We start from the raw sequence: 19,011 nt of genomic DNA on the forward strand, positions 1-19,011 counted from the left end.
TCGGGATTACCGCGGGTACTGGCGGGTCAATGCTGATGAAGGATCCATTCTAAAAATCCGGGAGCCGGCCGGGGTGACGATTGCGGCGGCGGTTCGACGACGTCCAAGGCTGCGGCCCAGCTTCCAGACCCCTCATCCGGCTGCGCGCCGGGCTTGGTCGATGGCCGCCGGGGCCCTTGAACTAGATACTCAGGATACAGGTGTGCTGCGGCCGCCGGATCCCCTCCTCCCGACACCCAACGCGAGGCCCGGGCAGCTACAGTCCCGGGCTCCGCGTTGACCATCAGTTGCTTCGGGCGGGTGCTACTTCATTTCCGCTGGATCCTCGAGCTCCCAGTCCTTAACATCTGCCAGAGGAGCGAAGACGGAAGGATCGAGGTCGTCGAATTCCAGGTTGTTCCGGACAAGATGCGGCCAGTTCCGGTTGGCCAGTGCGGCTTTGCCCAGCGCAATGACGTCCGCTGAGCCTCCTGCCAGCATGGACACGGCCATGTCCGGATCGTCGAGGTTGCCGTTGGCAATCACGGGCAGGCCCGAGTACTTCTTCGCCAGGGCAGCCAGGCTTTCCTCCGCATCCTTGAACGCGGGCTCGGTGGCGCGGTATTCAGTCGTGTGGACAAAATCGATGCCAGTCGCGCCCAGCGTGCCGAAAATGACTTCGGCCTCTTCCACTCCCCCGCTCCACTTGTGGTCAGTGTCGCTGACCTTGGCCTGCGAGATTCGGATCCCCACCGTCATGCCCGGGCCAACTGCCTCGCGGACGTCGTGGCAGATTTCAGCGGCAAGCCGCACCCTGTTTTCCGGTGAACCGCCGTAGTGGTCACCGCGCCGGTTCAGGTAGTCCGTGAGGAACTGGTCCAGCAGGTACCCGTTGGCACCATGGATCTCAACGCCGTCGAAGCCGGCCTGCTGCGCGTGCAGCGCGGCTGTCACGAAGCCATCCCGCACCTCTTTCATCTGGGACAAGGTGATCTCGGAAGGAACGGGATACGGGCCCTCGCCGCGGTAGAACCCCAACTGCTCCCCCTTGGGCGCCACCGCGGATGGTCCCACCGAGGAGGCAACAAACCGATTCCCCTGGCTTTGCGCCCCCGCATGCATCAGCTGCGCGAAGATCTTTGAACCCGCCCCGTGGACGCCGTCGACGACTTTCGCCCACGACCGGGCCTGCTCCTCCGTAGCGATGCCCGGCTGGAAGTGGTAGCCCTGGCTGTGGGCGGTGTCCGGATAAATGCCTTCCGTGATCAGCAGCCCGAAGCCGCCGCGCGCGAACGTCCGGTAATAGGAAGCCATTCTCTCCGTGGCGTGCCCGTCCTCGGTTGCGCTGATCCTTGTCATGGGAGCCAGCGCAACCCGGTTGTCCAGTTCCATGGAACCGATCCGGATGGGCGACCATAGCGGGGTGTAGTCAGTCATTCAAAGTCTCCTTGGAAGTATTAATTGCGGCCGGGTCCGGCAGCATTCCCGCCGCAATCGCGGGCAGGCCCGCATTGGCCGGATCAGCTGCGTACGCCTTCCGGCGCCTGAGCAGGCGGCCGAGGACCGTCGGGTCGGTAAAGCAGCCGAGCACAGCGGACCACAGGTTTTCGAGGGTTGCGCACTGCCTGGAAACCCCGGAAGGACCGGTCATCAGCCAGCCGTCCTTGAGTGCAGTCACCTTCGGGGCTCCCGGGAGGCCAGTGCAGACGGCGTTGACCGTGGCTGCCACGATCAGATGCTGGCGCATGGTCCGCACCGGCCCCAAGGCAGGGTCGGCGACAGTTGTCCTCCCGCAGGCACCACACATGTCGTTCCCCTTTCGTTACGGCATGACATCGCCGGAGTTGGGCCCCAGCGTCTGTCCCACAAACAGGTTTCCGCCCGGATCGCTGGCCAGCAGCACGGCCGTCGGAGCCACTTCCGCCGGCGTGCCGAAGCGCCGGAGCGGCAGCTCGGCCCGTTTCGCGGCCTTCCAGCTTTCGGAGATGCCCTCCACCAGGGGCGTCTCGATGGGGCCCGGGGCGATGCAGTTGACCAGGACGTTGTCCGCCGCCGTTTCCAGGGCAAGGGCCTTGGAGAAACCGACCACGCCGGCCTTGGCCGCACTGTAATGGGTCAGCCCCACACCGCCCTTGATGGCCAGCTGGGAAGCGATGTTGATGATGCGGCCCCACTTCCGCTGCCGCATCTCCCCCACTACCTCCCGGCAGCACAGGAACACACCTGTCAGATCCACCGTGAGGGTCTCGTTCCACATCGCCAGGGACATGTCCTCCAGCGGGGACTCCGTCAGCAGGCCCGCGCTGTTGACCAGGACGTCGATGCCGCCCAGCCTCTCCCGTGCCTCGGCGAAGGCTGCCCGCACGCTGGCTTCATCCGCAACGTCCACGCGGACCGTGCCGTCCCCTCCGGCCCGGTCCAGCACGGCCACCCTGTCCCCGTTGGCCAGGAAGGCCTCGGCGATGGCCTTGCCGATCCCGCTGGAACCGCCGGTAACCACCACCCCGCGGCCGTTCCCTGGTTGAGCGTTCCCGGAGGCCTGGTCAGCAGCATGGGTCGATGTGTTCATGGTGTCCTTTCCTTCTCAGGCGCGCCGTCAGGCGCGCATCTTGACGGTGAGTCCGCCGTCAACCACCAGGGCCTGCCCCGTGATGTAGCGGGACTCATCGGAAGTGAGGAACCCGATGACGCTGGCAACTTCCTCCGGCTTTCCCACCCGGCCCCACGGAATGTCCTTGCCGGCCCGCCGCAGCCCCTCCGGGCCCAATGAATTCACCGGGTCCAGTGACTGCGGGGTCTCGATGAGGCCCGGGATCACCGCGTTGGCGCGGATCTGCCGCGGGCCGAGCTCCACGGCCACGCTGCGGACCAGGCCCAGGACGCCGGCCTTGGCGGCCGCATAATGGGCGTGCTCCTCCCAGCCGTAGACCCCGCCGGCGATCGAGGAAACCGCAACCAGCGCGCCGCCGTCGGTCATTCTCTCCGCCCCGGCACGCAGCGTGCGCAGCACACCGGTGAGGTCCACGTTGAGCATGTCGTGCCAGCGCTCGTCCGTCATCTCCCCCAGCGGGGAGTTGCGGAGGATTCCGGCGTTGGCGACGGCGTAGTCCAGCCGTCCGTACTCGTCCACGGCCCGCTGGGCCAGGGCGTCCACGGACGCGGTGGTGCGGACGTCCACTTCGTGGATCACCGCTTCGCCGCTGGCTTCCTTGACCAGGCGGAGTGTCTCCTCCGGGTCGTGCGGATCGCCGGGGAAGGTGCCAATTACTGACACCACTCCCTGGCGGGCGTAGTGGACGGCGAGGGCGCGGCCGATGCCGCTCGCAGCGCCGGTGATGATGGCGACTTTGTTAGGGGACGTCATGGGGGTGGTCCTCCAGCAGGGCTTCAGCGGGGGGCTTGGCGGCAATCATCAGCAGCCCGGAGAACAGTGTTCCCGCGGCACCGACCCACAACGCGGCGGACCCGGTTCCGGCCGCGGCTGCTGCAGCGGTGAACAGTGCGCCGCCGAGGATCACGCCGGGCTGGCTCATGGCACCGATGAAGGAGGTTCCGGTGGCCCGGCAGCTCACCGGGTAGCACTCGGCCATAAAGTACTGGATGGCCGCATACGGGCCCACCAGGAAGAACAGCCCGGCGCCGTAGGTCAGGATGATCATGAACGGGCTGGTGGCGATCGGGCTGAGCATGATGGTGAAGGAGATGCCGGAGAGGATCCAGCCGCCGATGATGGTCCGCTTGCGGCCGATCTTGTCCCCCAGCCAGCCGTGGAAGACGTAACCGAAGTAGGCCAGCATGTTGATGACGATCAGCATCCAGAAAGCGTCGGAGAGTTCAACGCCCTTGGCATTCTTCAAGACTGAGCTACCCAGGATGCTGAAGATCATGATTCCGAAGAAGTTGAAGATCCAGGCCAGGGAAAACACGATGGTGTTCCGGCGCAGGTGGGGTTCCCAGATGCGCTTCAGCGGGGCCGCAGAGGAGTGCTCCACGCCGTAGGACCGGGCGAGGGCGTGCGCTTCCTCGGTCTGGCCACTCTTTTCAAGCTGGGTCAGTTTGTGATGCAGCTCGAACTGCGGGGTTTCCTTCAGCTTTTTGGCGATGAGCCACACGATGATGGCGGCCGGAACAGTAGCCACGAGATACAGCGCACGCCACCCCAGCGACGGAAGGAACGCCAAAGCCAACGCGCTGGCAAGCAGGAACCCCAGCGGCCAACCGCCCTGGATGAAGGAGTAATGGAACCCCGGCCGCTTACGCTTATCAGCCACTTCAGTGACTTGGTAAACCTCGTTCATGTAGGTGGCGTTCACCGCCTGCTCGGAGAAGCCAAGCCCGCCGAACGAACGGATGATAATCACCATCAGGTTGCTCAGGATCGGAATACCGGTGGGGATAAGTGCGGTCAGGCCGGAAACAACCGCCGTTCCGCCGATGGTGACCATCATGCCTTTACGGCGTCCCAAGCGGTCAATAACCGGTCCGATGCCAAAGCAGACAATGGCTGTACCAACAGCGATCCACGTGTTGATGGCATAGGACTCAGTTTCGGTCCAGCCAAACTCCTCCTGCATTGCGGGCAAAAGCGTGCCGAAAAGGCCGTAGTCAAAGACAGCGACAGTCCATGCCAGCAAGGCGAGAACAGTGGCAGTAGTGGTGTGCCGCTTGCTGAAAACCGGGAACCGGCGCTTCTCGCCCGGTTGAGGCTGGGAAAGATCAACGTCCGTCTGTTGCGTTGTCATGAGTTGTTGTCCTTTCGGGGGCTGCGGGCGAGGAACGAATCGGCAATCTGGTCGAAGGTCAGCCAGCTCACGCCCTCATGGGAGTTGATGTGTTCAATCAGCCGCTCGAGCATGAGCAGCACTTGGGGGCGCCCGGAGACGTCCGGGTGGATGGTCATGGTGAAGACGGCCTGGTCCATTTCCCTGTAGACCCAGTCGAACTGGTCCCGCCACATCTGTTCGATGTCGCGGGGACTGACGAACCCGTGCGAGTTGGGTGCTGCCTTGATGAACATCATGGGAGGCAGGTCATCCAGGTACCAGTTGGCCGGTATCTCCACCAGGTCCGTTTCCTCGCCTCGCACCAGGGGCTCCATCCATGTTTCGGCGTCCTTGGTGTAGTCGATCTTTTTCCACGAATCGCCCACGCGGACGTAATACGGTTCGAAATCGCGGTGCATCAGGGAGTGGTCATACTTGATGCCGCGTTCAAGGAGGATTTCGTTCGTCACGGGCGAGAATTCCCACCACGGTGCGACGTAGCCTGTGGGCCGGCGCCCGGAAACCTTCTCGATCAGTTCGATTGAGCGGTCCAGGATGGCGGTCTCCTGTTCCCGGGTCATGGCGATCGGGTTTTCGTGCGAGTACCCGTGGACGCCGATCTCGTGCCCGGCATCCACGATCATCTGCGTCAGTTCCGGGAAGGTCTCGATCGAGTGGCCCGGCACGAACCAGGTTGCCGGAAGGTTGTACTTCTCGAACAACCGGATCAGCCGGGGTCCCCCGACTTCGCCGCTGAACAGGCCCCGGGAGATGTCACACGGGGAGTCCTCGCCTCCATAGGAACCGAGCATGCCCGCCACTGCATCAACGTCCACGCCGAAGGCAACTTGAATGTCCTTAGCCATTAGATTTTCCTTTCAATTCGGATAAAACGGGGGTGTTCGTGGGTGTCAGTCGGAAGGTTCAGGAGGCCTCCCTCGTTGGGTGAAGATTTCGGTGATCCGCTCCCGGTCGGGGTTGATCCTGAGCAGGAGGCTGAGCAAGATCAGCGACTGTGACGGACGGAGGTGGCCGGATCCGATGGCCCCCGCGATGCGGAGGTCTTCACCGCCCCCGCCGGCGCCGTAAATCGGGACCACGGGTCCGGCATCCACGCGGGTGCTGGTAACCACCACGACGCCGGATGCCACCGCGGCGGCGACTTCGGAGCAGAGGCCGGGGTTGGCATTGCCGCTTCCGGTCCCTTGCAGGATGATGCCCGCCGCTCCCGCTTCAAGGGCGGCGTGCATCAGAGTGGAGTCGGCACCGGGGTAGGCCGCAACGACGTCCACCCGGGGGGAACCGTTGACCGGCCAGGGCAGCGGCAGGGCCTCAAGCCTGCTGACGCTGCCCTCTAGCGCAACTTTCCCCTGGTCTGACACCTGGCCGAGTACCCCAAAATCGGGGTTCGAAAAAGCACTGAGCCGAACAGTTTGGCTTTTCCGGACCCCGGCGGCAGGGAAGATGGTGCCCGCGAACTGCACCATGACGCCTTTTCGCCTTCCTTCCTTCGATCCCGCGACGGCGATGGCGCGGGCCAGGTTGTCCGGACCGTCGGGGGCCGCAGAGTCAGCGGCCCGCTGCGAGCCGGTGAAGACAACCGGCCGCTCGTCGCTGTGGGTCAGGTCCGCAAGGTAGGCGGTTTCCTCCATGGTGTCCGTCCCATGGGTCACCACCACGCCCAGAACGTTGGGGTCCTCAAGGACTTCCTTAATGGTGGCGCAGATCCTCAGCATGTCTTCGAATGTCAGGAGGTAGGACCCCTTCTGGAACACATCCAGCACCCGCACGGGGTGGGATACGGGGGAGCCTAGTGCTTTGAACACCTGCTCGCCGGTATCGGAGGCGACGGCGCCGCCGGCATGGGAAGAACGGGACGAGATGGTGCCTCCAGTGGCCAGCAGCACGACGTGGGAGTCGGTAACAGTCATTTTCAGCTCCGGTGGTTTTCTTTGAGGTCTGCAACCCAATCGATTGGGTTATCTTCCACGGAAAGGCTCATGTGCGTGGACAAGGAGTTCGGCATCAAGGATGGCGGCGCCGGGAGGGGTTTTTGGTCAACTACCCAAACGTTTGGGTGACGTTGAAAACGACTATAGGATGTGAAGCGGGTCACGTCAAGGGCCGCCTGTATCATCCGGGGCGGAAAGACCTGGGCTACAGTGACCCAGTTGGGGCAGGAGAGGGACATGGAAGAAAAGGCAGACGGCAGCCGCACTGTCACGCTGAAGGATCTGGCCAGGGAGTTGGGCGTCCATCCTTCGACCGTGTCCAGGGTCCTGCATTCGGGCTCGGATGTGGCGAAAGGCGCCGCTTCCGCCGCGACTGCCGAGCGCGTCCGGGAACTGGCCCGCAAGCTCGGCTACTCCCCTGATCCCCAGGCCGCCAGCCTGCGGACCCGGCGCACTAAACTGCTCGGTGTCATCGTGCCGCGTCTTTCGGACCTGGTCCTGGCCATTATGTATGAGGGCATCGATGAGGCGACAGCGGAGGTCGGCTACTCCGCGTTCGTGATGAACTCGCGCGACGATCCTGAAGAACAGCGGCGGAAGATAGACCTCATGCTCGCCCGCCGGGTTGACGGCCTGATTATCGGTGATGCCCACCTTGACGGCAGCCTCCTGCAGGAGTTGACCGACCGGAAGGTACCGTTCGTACTGATGAACCGCAGGGTCCCGGGCTACCCTTCTGCCACCTGCGACGACGTGGTGGGCGGCGAACTGGTGGCCGCGCACCTGTGGGAGATGGGCCACCGGAAGGTGGCGGTGATTGCGGGCGAGCCATACGCGAGCACCGCCGTCGACCGGACCGCCGGTTTCCTGGACCGCTGGCATTCCCTGGGCGGGACCATCTCCGACGACGACGTGGTGTGGTCAAGGTTCGACACGGCCGGCGGCCGGGAGGCCGCCGAAAAGATCCTCGCCCGCGGCAAGCAGCGCCCCACCGCCCTGTTCGCCGTCAACGACTTCGCAGCCATTGGAGCGATGGGAGCCCTGCGCTCCCACGGCCTCACCGTGGGAATGGACGTTGCCGTGGTGGGATACAACGACACCTCCCTGGCCGCAGAACTTCCCATTCCGCTAACCTCGGTCCACTCTCCCATGGCGGACATCGGACGGACCGCGGTGCAGCTCATGCAACGTGTGCTCAGGGGCGAAAAACCCGAGCCTGCGAGGCTGACGCCCACACTGTACGTGCGGGAGAGCAGCGCCGCCCGGGTACCGGCGGAAGCGCCCGCCCACTAGCTCCCGCCCGCCACGATCTTCAACGCCAGCAGGCAGGTGGCGCGGACTTCGCCGTCACCGAGGTCGAGCCGGAGCATCTCCTCGATCTTGCGGAGCCTGTAGGTGAGGGTATTGCGGTGGATGAAAAGCTCCCCGCAGGCCTCGCGCGTATTCCCGCTGTGCCGCAGGTACACCTCAAGCGTTTCGCGCAAGGCCGGGCCGCCGTCGGACATCAACGGGGCCAGGAGGCGCCGCGCCATCGCCACAAGCCCCGGCCCGGGCAGGCCCTCCACCACGCCCGCAAGGTCTGCAACGGGTGCCTGATGGAGACCCGGTTCGCCCACCCTGCGGCGGGCCAGCTGCAGCACCAGCGGCAGTTCGCCCAGGCTCCCGCACTCGGAGACGACGGCGGACAGCTCCAGCGCGTCCTGAAATGACTTCCGGACCGCGTCCATGAGGTCCATGCCGGCCTCGCTGCGCTGCACCAGCAGGGTGGTGAGGCCGGCCTCTTCCATGAACCGCACTGTCCTGTATTCAGCCTGCAGGCCAACCCGCACCCGCCAGGCGATCGTCCTCAGTTTGACCGGCGCAACCTCCCCCGCGCCGCCGATCAGCACCGCGCCCCACTCGCCGTCCGGCTCGAACCCGGCCTCCACGGCGTAGCGCTCCAGGGCCGGCGTCGGCGTTCCCCTCGCCTCGTACAGCCCCTCCATGAAGCGTGCGGCCTCACGCGAATGCAGGGGCGACCGCGAACCAAGGGTGTAGCTCAGCTGCATGGCAATGACCGCAGCCACCGGCCCCAGCAGAGGCTGCAGCACCACGCTGCTCTTGATTCCCTCGATGGCCAGCTTGAACCGGAGGGATCCGCCGCTCGGCAGGCTCAGGGTTGTCCGGGCCGTCCCGCCCCCTGCTGTTCCCGCAGACATGAGTTCAAAACCGTTATGGTCCAGGACCGCCACCCGCGCATTGATGGCGGTGGCCACCCGCTCCAGTACCTGCGCCAGGGAATGGCCGCCCGCTGCCAGCCTTGTGCACTCATCCGCGAGCTCCCATCCGGTACGCAGCTCGGCATAACGTTCGGCCGCAATGAGCTGGTCCACATGCCTCATCACCAGGACAAACGGCACCTCCGGCGGCAGTTCAAGCAGCGGAAGGCCATGGGCTTCACAGGCCTGCACCAGGCCTGCAGGCAGTTCGCGGTGCGCCGCGCCCAAGCCGAAAACCAGCCCTGACACGGGCACGGACATCAGGCGTTCAACGTAGGCATCCCAGATGCGGTAGTCCTTGACGTTGAGGCCCATCCCGTTGGTCAGCAGCAGGGCGTTGACGCTGAGGAAGGGGGTAGGGTCCATGTGCTCCGAGGGCGCGCACCAGGCGATGGGGCGGGCGAGTCGTCCCGGACCGCCCGGTGCGGCAAGGCGGATGTTCAATGCGGGGTCTGCTAGGAGATCGGCAACACGCATGGGAAATTCCTCCTGGTTAGTGCAAGAAGCATAATCTGGCTGCCCACATTCGGCGATCCGCCCAATTCCGGCACGGTCACCGCCTCTGTACCGTTGCCTGCATGCAAAAAAACGTGATGGAAACCACGGCTGCCCAGGTACTCCTGAATTCGGACATGGGCGAAGGCTTCGGATTGCACGAGTTCGGAAACGACGCTGCGCTCATGGAGATTATCGACGTCGCCAATGTCGCCTGCGGATATCACGCCGGCGACCCGGATGTGATGAACCGGACCGTGGCCCTTGCCGCCGAACACGGGGTGGCCGTCGGAGCGCATCCCGGACTCCCTGATCCCATGGGTTTCGGCCGCCGCCGCATGGTCCTCACCCCCGGGGAGGTTGAATCGATCATCCTGTACCAGACGGGGGCCTTGACTGCATTCCTGGTGAAGAACGGCCTGTCCCTGAACCACATCAAACCCCACGGAGCCCTCTACGGCATGCTCGCCGGAGACGAAGTCCTCATGCAGGCGGCCGCAGGCACGGCGAAGCAGTTCGGTGTTCCGTTCTACGGCCTCGCGGGCACAGCCCACGAATCGGTGTGCCGGGCCATGGGCGTGGAGTTCGTTGCGGAACTGTACGTTGACCTCAACTACGGTCCGGCGGGCGAGCTCCTCATCCAGCGCCGGCCCGCGCCCACGGACCCGGCCGCCGCGGCGGAACGCGTCAGCCGCGCAGTGGCAGGCGGGCCGGTCCCCGCGGTCGACGGCACTCCGCTGAACATCACGTTCCAGAGCATTTGTGTCCATTCCGATGCCCCGAATGCCGTCGCCGTCGCCACTGCCGTGCGGAACGCCCTCAACTCATCCCGCCCCACCCACTCCTGAAAGCGAGCAGCACATGGCCACGATCGTTTCACCCCTTCCCGGAGTCTTCTACCGCAAGCCCGGACCGGGCAAACCGCCCTTCGCCAATGAAGGCGACACCATCGAAGTCGGGCAGACCATCGGCATCGTGGAAATCATGAAGCAGTTCACCGAGATCCAGTCCGATGTCGCCGGGACCCTTGAATCCTTCGAGGTCAACGAGGGCGACATGGTCAACCCGGGCGACTCCATCGTCGTCATCCGGGAAGGATAAGGGCGCCCATGAAACTGTTCATCGCAAACCGCGGCGAGATCGCCGTACGGATCGCCAGGACCGCCCGGGAGATGGGCATCGAGACTGTCTTGGGGGTCAGCGAGCCCGATGCGGAATCGCTGGCGGCCCGGACAGCGGACCACTACGTGGTGGTTGGTCCGGCCCAGGCGGCGGCCAGCTACCTGAACCAAGACGCCCTCGTCGCCGCAGCCCGGGAACAGGGGTGCGACGCCGTGCACCCGGGCTACGGCTTCCTCTCGGAGAACGCCGACTTTGCCCGGAAAGTGGCGGACGCCGGCCTGACCTGGGTTGGCCCCAGCGCTGACACCATCGCCATGATGGGCAACAAGTCCCTGGCACGGGAGTCTGCAGCCAAGGCCGGCGTCCCCGTGCTCCGGGGATCTGACGGTCCCCTGGACCCGGAGGCAGACGCCCTGGAAATTGCGCGCGGCATCGGGTATCCGCTGGTGGTAAAGGCTTCCGCCGGCGGCGGCGGCAGGGGCATCCGCTTCGTGCACGACGAAAGCGAACTCCTGGCGACCATCGAAATGGCACGCGGCGAAGCCGGTGCTGTTTTCGGCGATGCCACTGTCTACCTGGAGCGGTTCGTGGAGCATGCCCGCCACGTTGAGGTGCAGGTCCTCGGTGACGGGACCAATTTCATCCACCTTGGTGACCGCGACTGCTCCATGCAGCGCCGTTCCCAGAAGGTGCTGGAGGAAGCCCCTGCCCCGGACCTTCCGGAGACCGTCCGCACCACCATCCGGGAGTCTTCCGTGGCTCTTGCCCGCGAGTGCGGCTACCACGGAGCGGGGACGGTGGAGTTCCTGTACGACCCCGCCAACCACGAGGCCGCGTTCATTGAGATGAACACGCGCATCCAGGTGGAGCACCCCATCACCGAGCAGATTACGGGCGTAGACCTGGTCCGCGAGCAGCTGCTGATTGCCTCCACCGGATCCATGTCCATTTCCCAGGACGATGTGCACTTCACCGGCCATGCCATCGAATGCCGCATCAACGCGGAAGACCCCAACCACCAGTTCTTCCCCAGCCCGGGGGTCATCCGGTCCCTGCAATGGCCATCGGGCGAGGGAATCCGGGTGGACACCGGCGTGGAGGCAGGCTCGGTTGTGAGCCCCTACTACGACTCCCTCCTGGCCAAGCTGATCGTCCATGCCCCCGACCGGGACGCCGCCATCGCAGCTACCCTGGCGGCTTTGGAGGCAACCCGCATTGAGGGGGTCAAGACCACCGTCCCCGTCCACAAGGCGCTGCTGGCGCGGCCTGAATTTGCCGACGTCAGCCATCACTCCAAGTTCATTGAAACCGCAGCCGACCTGATGGGGGCAAAATGACCACCGAAGCCGCCGTCCTCCCGGGTGCGCGCTACACCTGGGGCGGGGACGAATTCCTGTTCGTGGAAGTCTCCGAGGCCATGAGCCTGCCCGCCAACTTCAAGGTGATGACCATTGCCGGCAGGCTGTCCGAGGCCCACCTTGAGGGAATCGTGGATATCTGTCCTGCCAACGCCTCACTGCTGGTGCGTTTTGATCCTGACGTCCTGCCGCCGCAGGAACTGGAAAATGCCGTCCGCGACATCGAGCGGGATTTGATGAGCCACCAGGAGCGGCCCCTGGAAACCAGGATTATTGAGGTTCCGGTCTGGTACGAGGATCCCTTCACCGCCGAAGTGGCGCAGCGGTTCCGGGAAGGCTTCCACCAGGAGCCTGAGGGCAGCGACATCGACTACGCCGCCAGGGTCAACCACCTGAAGGACGCCGCGGAGTTTATCCAGCGTCACCACGAACAGCCGTGGCTGGTTTCCATGGTTGGCTTCGTGGCCGGGCTGCCGTTCCTGTTCCAACTGGTAGACCGTGACAAGCAGCTGGAAGTCCCCAAGTATCTGAGCCCCCGTACCGACACCCCCAAGCTGACCGTCGGGCACGGCGGATGCTTCGGCTGCATCTACTCCGTACGGGGCGCGGGCGGGTACCAGATGTTTGGCGTAGCGGCTGCGCCCATCTTCGATCCCTCGCAGGAACTGGCGGACTTCAAGGATTTCATGGTGTTTTTCCGCCCGGGAGACATCGTGAAATTCAAGCCCGTCACTGAAGCTGAGTACAACGCAATCCAGGCGGAGATTACCGCCGGAACCTTCCGCTACCGGCAGGCCCCCGTGACCTTCGAACTGTCAAAGGCACTGGCCGATCCCGAAGGCTACAACCGTCAGCTCATGGAGGCCCTCAATGGCATTTGAAATTGTGAACCCCGGCCTGGCCACTACCGTGCAGGACCAAGGGCGGACGGGCCATTACAACGTGGGCATCCCCCAAAGCGGTTCCATGGACCAGTACTCCGCTGAACTCGGAAACGCCCTGGTGGGAAACACTGCACGGGAAGCCGTTCTGGAGTGCACCTACCTCGGCCCCGTCCTGACCACCGGCGGCGACGCCATCATCGCCGTCACCGGCGCTCCGGTGGAGGTAAAGGTCAACGGGGAGGCACGGCCCCAGTGGAGCCGCCTGCTGCTCAAGGCCGGAGATCAGCTCTCCTTCGGGGTCATCCAAGGCGGCACCCGCTACTACATCGCCGTGCAGGGCGGCATCGACGTCCCGGAGGTGCTCGGAAGCCGGTCCACGTACAGCCTCGGCGGGATCGGGGGGTTCAAGGGCCGGAAGCTAGAGGCGGGCGACGTCGTACCCGTGGGCGCTCCCCTCAACGACGGGAAGCTCCCCCACGGAGAGAGTCTCCCGGAGGAATTCCGGCCCGACTATGCCAAGGAGCAGGAAGTCCGGATCGTGCTGGGCTTGTACGACCACCGGCTCACCGATGAGGGCCTGGGAAATCTGCTGAACGAAGAGTGGAAGGTGACTCCGGTGGCTGACCGGATGGGACTGCGCTACTCCGGTCCGGGCGTGACATGGAAGGAGCGGAAACAGCCCTTCGGCGCCGGTTCGGACCCCTCCAACATCGTGGACGCCGGCTACGCCGTGGGATCCATCCAGATCCCTGGCGGCACGCAGCCCATCATCCTGCACCGCGATGCCGTTTCCGGCGGCGGATACGCGATGGTGGGCACGGTAATCAGCGCAGACATGGATCTGGTTGCCAGGGCCGCCCCCGGCACGGCGACACGATTCGTCGCTGTCAGCCTGGACGACGCCCTGGAAGCCCGCCGGGAACTTGCGGAACGCCGCAACAAGGCGTGGGCGGCACTGGGCGCCAGCCGCTGACAGGCGGAGGCGGGTCCCAACCATTCCCGGACCCGCCTCTGCTGATTCGGTAATTGTCTGACGCCGAGAGCGCCGCCTCCAGCCCAAGGTCCACTTCGCCGACCCTCATCGGGTCCACCAGCACGTTCCGCTCCACCGAGACGGGCGGTGCCTGACACGCGGCCACGTACGCTGTCCCCCGCATCTCCGATCGGTACAGAAGGGCGCGCCCGGCCAAAGCCGGACGCGCCCTTCGTGCGCTCTGAACCCGCGAACGGGCCAAAGCGGATTATTCAGTCGACAAGCACCGGCTGCTTGGCGTCCTCCGACGCTTCAACAGGCGCAACCTTACGGTTCCGCTGGTTCACCCAGCACCCAACCGCCAGCAGCGCAACGAGCGCGAACGTGCTCAGGAGCTGGGGACGGGAATCCTCGCCGATGAAACCCACCGTGAAGATCGCCGCGAGGATGACCAGGCCAAGCACAGTCAGCCACGGGAAGCCGGGCATCCGCAGTGGAAGCTCCGTCCCCTCGCGGTCGGCGCGGAGGCGCAGTGCGAGCTGGGCCAGGAGCGCCGACGTCCACACGAGCAGGCAGGTGGAGCCCACGATGTTGAGCAGGACGCCCAGCACCATCTCGGGGAAAACCAGCTCCAGCACCACCGTGACAACGCCGAAGGCGACGCTCGCCAGCACCGCGGCCACCGGGACCCGCCCCTTGGACACGGAAGCAAGCAGCCGCGGCGCTTCGCCCCGCTCGGCCAGGGAGTACGCCATCCGGGAGGCGCCGTAGAGGTTGGCGTTGAGCGCGGAGAGCAGCGCTGCGACGGCCACCAGGGTGATGGCGGTGGCCGCACCGGGCATGCCGGCGGCCTCCAGCACGGCGGCGAACGGGCTCTTCAGCCCCGCCGAACCCACGGGAACCACCGCAGCGATGATGAAGATGGCACCGATGTAGAACACCAGGATGCGCCACAGCACCGTGCGGACGGCTTTCTTCACGCTGCGGGCCGGCTCGGCGGTCTCGGCTGCGGCCACGGACACAATCTCGGTGCCGCCGAACGCGAACGCCACCACGAACAGTGCCGTGGCAATCCCGGCGAACCCGTTGGTCGCGAAGCCGTCGCCCATGAAGTTGGAAAGGCCCGGCGACTGCACGCCCGGCAGCCAGCCGAAGAGCAGCGCAAAGCCCACCAGCAGGAACCCGACAATCGCCGCCACCTTGAGCAGGGCGAACCAGAACTCGAACTCGCCGAAGTTCTTGACGCTGGTCAGGTTCACGGCGGTGAGCACCACGATGAACACGAAGGCCATCAGCCACACCGGCAGCGCCGGGAAGATGGTTGCCAACAGCCCTGCCGCACCGAGCGCTTCGGCCGCGATCACCACCACGAGCTGCAGCCACCAGAGCCAGCCGACGGTGGCACCGGCGACCGGCCCGTAGGCCTTGGCGGTGTAGACGGAGAAGGCGCCGCTGTCCGGGTTGGCCGCGGCCATCTCGCCGAGGGCCCACATCACCAGGATGATGAGGGTGCCGGCCACGAGGTAGGAGATCAGCACCGCCGGACCGGCGGCCTGGATGCCTGCGCCGGAGCCGATGAAAAGGCCCGCGCCGATGGCGCTTCCGAGCCCCATCATGGTGAGCTGGCGGGGTTTGAGGGCGGCGCCGAGGGCGCGCGCAGACGTCTTTGTCTGTTGTTCCATGGGGATTCCTCTGGTTGTGGGTGGAACTGTTGGGGATAAAACTTCAGGCTGCGTGGGCTTCGAGGATCCGGAGCACGCGGTCGTTGGAGGCGGGGTCGGCCACGGTGATCCGCACGCCGTCGCCCTGGTACGCCCGGACCAGGATGCCCGCGCAGTCGAACGCGTCCACGAGCCTGGCGCGGAGGTCCTCATCGGCACGGATCCACAGGAAGTTGCCCTGGCTCGGCTGCAGTTTCCAGCCCTGGGCCGCGAGTGCCGCGGCCATCCGTGCGCGCTCCCGCTTGACGGCGGCCACCCGCGCTTCCATCTCCTCCCCCGCGTCCAGCGACGCGACGGCTGCCTTCTGCGCCAGCGCGCTCACGGCGAAGGGCAGGGCGGTCCGGCGCAAACCGTCGGCGATTGCCGCCGTCGTAATCGCATAGCCGACGCGCAGGCCGGCGAGGCCGTAAGCCTTGGAGAAGGTGCGCAGGATGCAGACGTTCGGGTACCGGCGGTAGAGCGCCAGGGAATCGGGGCCGCTGCCGGCTTCAGCGTACTCGACGTAGGCCTCGTCGATCACCACCAGGACACTGGACGGCACAGTCTGCAGGAAGGCCTCAATGCGGTCATGGCTGATCGGCACCCCGGTGGGGTTGTTGGGCGTGCAGAGCAGGATGACCCTGGTGCGGTCAGTGACGGCTGCGGCCATGGCTTCGAGGTCGTGGCCCTCGGCGTCGTCCAGCGGAATGCGGACCGGCCGGGCGCCTGCCAGCTCCACCAGGATGGGGTACGCCTCGAAGGAGCGCCAGGCGAACACCACTTCATCCCCGGCGTCGCACAGTCCGGTGATGATCTGCTGGAGGACGCCCACGCTGCCGGGACCCACAGCCACTTCCTCCGCGGTGACGCCGAGGTGCCGGGCGAGCCGTTCGCGGAGTTCGACGGCGGCCATGTCCGGGTAGCGGTTCATCCTGCCGGCCGCTTCGGCCACCGCGGTGACGGCTGCGGGCAGCGGGTCGTAGTGGCTTTCATTGCTGGCGAGGGCTGCGGTGTCCACGCCGGCACCGCGGCGGCCCGGCACGTAGGACGGAAGGCCGGCGACGGCGCCGCGAAGGGTGGGCAGCGCTGCCTCGGGACCGGCCACAAGCTGATTACTGGTCATGAGGTCCGATCATGGGAGTGACCCGGGCCACATTGCAAGATACCCTCTAACCATTGGGACTTCTGCTCAACTTCTACTGTGTGTGGTGAAAATATGACCATCGCGAACTCTCGCACCCTGGATTCCCTCGACGGCAGGATCATCCTGGCCCTGGACAAGGATCCCGAAGCCAGCGCCCTGGCACTCTCGCGCACGCTCGGCGTCGCCCGGAACACGGTCCACGCCCGGCTGGCGCGGCTGGAGCGCAGCGGCGCGCTCCGCTCCTTCAGCCGCCGGCTGGACCCCGCCGCGCTCGGCTACGACCTGATGGCCTTCCTGTCGCTCTCGATCAGCCAGACCCGGACAGGCTCGGTGGAGAGCGGGCTCGAGGCGATCCCGGAGGTCATCGAGGTCCATGCCACCACCGGGGACGCGGACCTCGTGGCCAAGGTGGTGGCCCGCGACACCGGCGACCTCTACCGCATCACCAACCAGATCCTGGAGATCGAAGGGGTCCAGCGCACCAGCACGGCCATCTCCATCCTGGAACTCATGCCGCCCCGCTACGACGGCCTCATCAGCCGCCTGTCGGAACAGGAGGCACGCCCCTCGGACTGACCCTCAGGGTGGCGTCACAACTGGGCAGATTGTCACTGCCAGCGCCTCCTGCTGCCAAAAGTCCCAGCAGGATCCATCGGTATTGCAAACATGAGACGCAGGCCACACGATGCCTGCATGACTACTCTCACCGTCTCCGGCCGCGTGGCGCAGGTCCTCAGCAGCTATGTCAGCGATGTGTTCGGCGTGATGGGCAACGGCAACGTCTACTTCCTGGACGCCGCGGAGAAGCAGGGCCTCCGCTTCTCCCCCGTCCGGCACGAGGGCGCCGCCGTCGCCGCCGCGGACGCGTACTACCGGACGTCGGGACGGCTCGCCGCGGGCACCACCACCTACGGCCCCGGGTACACCAACGCGCTCACCGCCCTCGCGGAGGCGGTCCAGGCGCAGATCCCCGTGGTGCTGGTCACCGGGGATGCACCCACCATCGGCGCCCGGCCCTGGGACGTGGACCAGGCGGCCATCGCTGCGGGCCTCGGCGCGGCCACTTTCACCGTCACCCGCGACGCCGCGGGAGCCGTCACCCGGCAGGCGGTGGAATACGCATTCACCCGGCGCACCGCCGTCGTGCTTGCCATTCCCTACGACCTCGCGGCACTCGAGGCCGCGGACGAGGACCTTCCGGAACCGGCGGCGCCAAAGGTGACAGACGACGTCGACGGCGGCCTTGGGCGGGCAGCCCGCCTGCTCGCCGGTGCCAGGCGGCCGCTGATCCTGGCGGGCCGGGGTGCGCACCTCGCCGGTGCCGGCCCGGAGCTCCGGGAGCTCGCCGACCGGCTCGGCGCACTGACCGCCGGCACCGCCCTGGCGCTCAACCTCCTCAACGGCGAGGGGTACCTGGGCGTCGCCGGCGGCTTCGGCACCGACACCGCGGCCGGCCTCATGGGCGAGGCCGACGTGGTCCTGGTGGCCGGGGCCAGCCTGAGCCCGTTCACCATGCGGTTCGGGCACCTGATCGGCCCGGACAGCACCGTCATCCAGATCGACGCCGGCCTGCAGCCCACGCACCCCCGGGTGGACCTGTTCGTCAGCGCGGACGCGAAGGCTGCTGCTTCGCGCCTCCTGGCGCTCCTCGACGGCGGGACTGCGGCGGAAGCCTGGCGCGCGGAAGCCCGCCGTCGGCTGGCCGAGGGTCCGGGGCACCACCCGGGCTCCGCGGAAACCTCGGACGGCCGGCTGGACCCGAGGTCCCTTGCCAACGCGCTGGATGGCGTGCTGCCGGAGCGCCGCACGGTGGTCCAGGACGGCGGGCACTTCGTCGGCTGGGCACCCATGTACTGGAACATCCCGCGGCCCCAGGACCTGGTGATGGTGGGGACCGCCTACCAGACCATCGGGCTGGGACTGGCGAGCGCCGTCGGGGCAGCGCGCGCCCTGGAGGACGGCCGCACCCTCGTGCTGGCCTCCGGCGACGGCGGGTTCCTGATGGGCCTGTCCGACCTCGAATCGCTGATCGGTGCAGCCTGCAGCGCCATCGTGGTGATCTACAATGACGCCGCCTACGGGGCCGAAATCCACCAGTACGGCTCCCAGGGCCTGACCGAAAAGCCGATGCTGATCCCCGAGGTGGACTTCAGCGGGATTGCCCGCGCTTTGGGTGCCGAGTCGGCGATCATCCGCTCGTTGGCCGATCTGTCCGCGCTCCAGGAGTGGATCGACGCCGGCGGCAGGGGAACCTTCGTGGCGGACTGCCGGATCACGTCCACCGTCCGGGCGCCGTGGCTGAGCGAATGGATGCAGGCCTCGCAGGCCGCGAAGGCGGCGGTGGCGGGGTAACGGCCAGGTCCCCTCCACATCGGGGGTGGGC

18 protein-coding genes are annotated in these 19,011 nt (G+C 66.2%); 8 read left to right on the top strand and 10 right to left on the bottom strand.

Annotated elements, in window-relative coordinates; genetic code table 11:
- Positions 1-303: 303 nt before the first annotated feature.
- The 7 genes from U7114_RS01455 to U7114_RS01485 form a co-directional block, all read right to left on the bottom strand.
- The gene (locus tag U7114_RS01455; RefSeq protein ID WP_157238863.1) at positions 304-1,416 is read right to left on the bottom strand and encodes an NADH:flavin oxidoreductase; all 1,113 of its coding nucleotides are present in this window, start codon (positions 1,414-1,416) and stop codon (positions 304-306) included.
- Positions 1,409-1,726, bottom strand: coding sequence for a hypothetical protein (locus tag U7114_RS01460; protein ID WP_323056364.1), 318 nt, complete (start codon positions 1,724-1,726; stop codon positions 1,409-1,411). Before U7114_RS01460 ends, U7114_RS01455 begins: the two co-directional genes overlap by 8 nt.
- A 75-nt stretch (positions 1,727-1,801) precedes the next feature.
- Entirely contained in the window at positions 1,802-2,548 is a 747-nt protein-coding gene (locus tag U7114_RS01465) for an SDR family NAD(P)-dependent oxidoreductase (protein ID WP_157238865.1), read from the bottom strand.
- A 27-nt stretch (positions 2,549-2,575) separates the two neighbouring features.
- Positions 2,576-3,343 (bottom strand): SDR family NAD(P)-dependent oxidoreductase, encoded by a 768-nt coding sequence (locus tag U7114_RS01470; protein WP_157238866.1) that lies wholly within the window; start codon positions 3,341-3,343, stop codon positions 2,576-2,578.
- Entirely contained in the window at positions 3,330-4,721 is a 1,392-nt protein-coding gene (locus U7114_RS01475; RefSeq protein ID WP_157238867.1) for an MFS transporter, read from the bottom strand. The genes U7114_RS01470 and U7114_RS01475 overlap by 14 nt, the downstream gene beginning before the upstream one ends.
- Positions 4,718-5,608 carry a polysaccharide deacetylase gene (locus U7114_RS01480; RefSeq protein WP_323056365.1) on the bottom strand — a complete coding sequence of 297 codons (891 nt, stop codon included), beginning with the start codon at positions 5,606-5,608 and terminating at the stop codon, positions 4,718-4,720. Before U7114_RS01480 ends, U7114_RS01475 begins: the two co-directional genes overlap by 4 nt.
- A gap of 45 nt (positions 5,609-5,653) precedes the next feature.
- Positions 5,654-6,673, bottom strand: a complete 1,020-nt coding sequence (locus U7114_RS01485; RefSeq protein ID WP_323056366.1) for an asparaginase — start codon at positions 6,671-6,673, stop codon at positions 5,654-5,656.
- A gap of 258 nt (positions 6,674-6,931) precedes the next feature.
- Between U7114_RS01485 and U7114_RS01490 the strand changes: the two genes are divergently transcribed.
- Positions 6,932-7,987 carry a LacI family DNA-binding transcriptional regulator gene (locus U7114_RS01490; RefSeq protein ID WP_323056367.1) on the top strand — a complete coding sequence of 352 codons (1,056 nt, stop codon included), beginning with the start codon at positions 6,932-6,934 and terminating at the stop codon, positions 7,985-7,987.
- Here the strand turns inward: U7114_RS01490 and U7114_RS01495 are convergent.
- Positions 7,984-9,429: a PucR family transcriptional regulator gene (locus U7114_RS01495; RefSeq protein WP_323056368.1), complete on the bottom strand. Its 1,446-nt coding sequence runs from the start codon at positions 9,427-9,429 to the stop codon at positions 7,984-7,986. The genes U7114_RS01490 and U7114_RS01495 overlap by 4 nt on opposite strands.
- A 101-nt stretch (positions 9,430-9,530) precedes the next feature.
- Here U7114_RS01495 and pxpA point away from each other — a divergent pair, with 101 nt between their 5' ends.
- The 5 genes from pxpA to U7114_RS01520 are packed head-to-tail and all read left to right on the top strand — an operon-like array spanning position 9,531 to position 13,784.
- Positions 9,531-10,295 carry a 5-oxoprolinase subunit PxpA gene (gene pxpA, locus U7114_RS01500; protein WP_323056369.1) on the top strand — a complete coding sequence of 255 codons (765 nt, stop codon included), beginning with the start codon at positions 9,531-9,533 and terminating at the stop codon, positions 10,293-10,295.
- A 13-nt stretch (positions 10,296-10,308) separates the two neighbouring features.
- A complete protein-coding gene (locus tag U7114_RS01505) occupies positions 10,309-10,548 on the top strand; it encodes an acetyl-CoA carboxylase (RefSeq protein ID WP_018770516.1) in 240 nt (79 codons plus the stop codon).
- An 8-nt stretch (positions 10,549-10,556) separates the two neighbouring features.
- The gene (locus tag U7114_RS01510; RefSeq protein WP_323056370.1) at positions 10,557-11,906 is read left to right on the top strand and encodes an acetyl-CoA carboxylase biotin carboxylase subunit; all 1,350 of its coding nucleotides are present in this window, start codon (positions 10,557-10,559) and stop codon (positions 11,904-11,906) included.
- Positions 11,903-12,808 carry an allophanate hydrolase subunit 1 gene (locus tag U7114_RS01515; protein WP_323056371.1) on the top strand — a complete coding sequence of 302 codons (906 nt, stop codon included), beginning with the start codon at positions 11,903-11,905 and terminating at the stop codon, positions 12,806-12,808. The genes U7114_RS01510 and U7114_RS01515 overlap by 4 nt, the downstream gene beginning before the upstream one ends.
- Positions 12,798-13,784 carry a biotin-dependent carboxyltransferase family protein gene (locus tag U7114_RS01520; protein ID WP_323056372.1) on the top strand — a complete coding sequence of 329 codons (987 nt, stop codon included), beginning with the start codon at positions 12,798-12,800 and terminating at the stop codon, positions 13,782-13,784. Before U7114_RS01515 ends, U7114_RS01520 begins: the two co-directional genes overlap by 11 nt.
- A gap of 272 nt (positions 13,785-14,056) precedes the next feature.
- Here U7114_RS01520 and U7114_RS01525 read toward each other — a convergent pair whose 3' ends face one another.
- Together U7114_RS01525 and hisC are read right to left on the bottom strand one after the other, a co-directional pair.
- Positions 14,057-15,466 (bottom strand): amino acid permease, encoded by a 1,410-nt coding sequence (locus U7114_RS01525; protein WP_311217528.1) that lies wholly within the window; start codon positions 15,464-15,466, stop codon positions 14,057-14,059.
- Between the two features lie 43 nt (positions 15,467-15,509).
- Positions 15,510-16,607 (bottom strand): histidinol-phosphate transaminase, encoded by a 1,098-nt coding sequence (gene hisC, locus U7114_RS01530; RefSeq protein WP_323056373.1) that lies wholly within the window; start codon positions 16,605-16,607, stop codon positions 15,510-15,512.
- 93 nt (positions 16,608-16,700) lie between these two features.
- On the opposite strand from hisC, the gene U7114_RS01535 reads away from it, so the two are divergent.
- Both U7114_RS01535 and U7114_RS01540 read left to right on the top strand, forming a co-directional pair.
- Positions 16,701-17,204, top strand: a complete 504-nt coding sequence (locus U7114_RS01535) for an Lrp/AsnC family transcriptional regulator (protein WP_321215551.1) — start codon at positions 16,701-16,703, stop codon at positions 17,202-17,204.
- A 117-nt stretch (positions 17,205-17,321) separates the two neighbouring features.
- Positions 17,322-18,980, top strand: coding sequence for a thiamine pyrophosphate-binding protein (locus U7114_RS01540; RefSeq protein ID WP_323056374.1), 1,659 nt, complete (start codon positions 17,322-17,324; stop codon positions 18,978-18,980).
- Positions 18,981-19,011: the final 31 nt, after the last annotated feature.

The organism is Pseudarthrobacter sp. C1 (assembly GCF_034720455.1).
Taxonomy (GTDB): Bacteria; Actinomycetota; Actinomycetes; order Actinomycetales; family Micrococcaceae; genus Arthrobacter.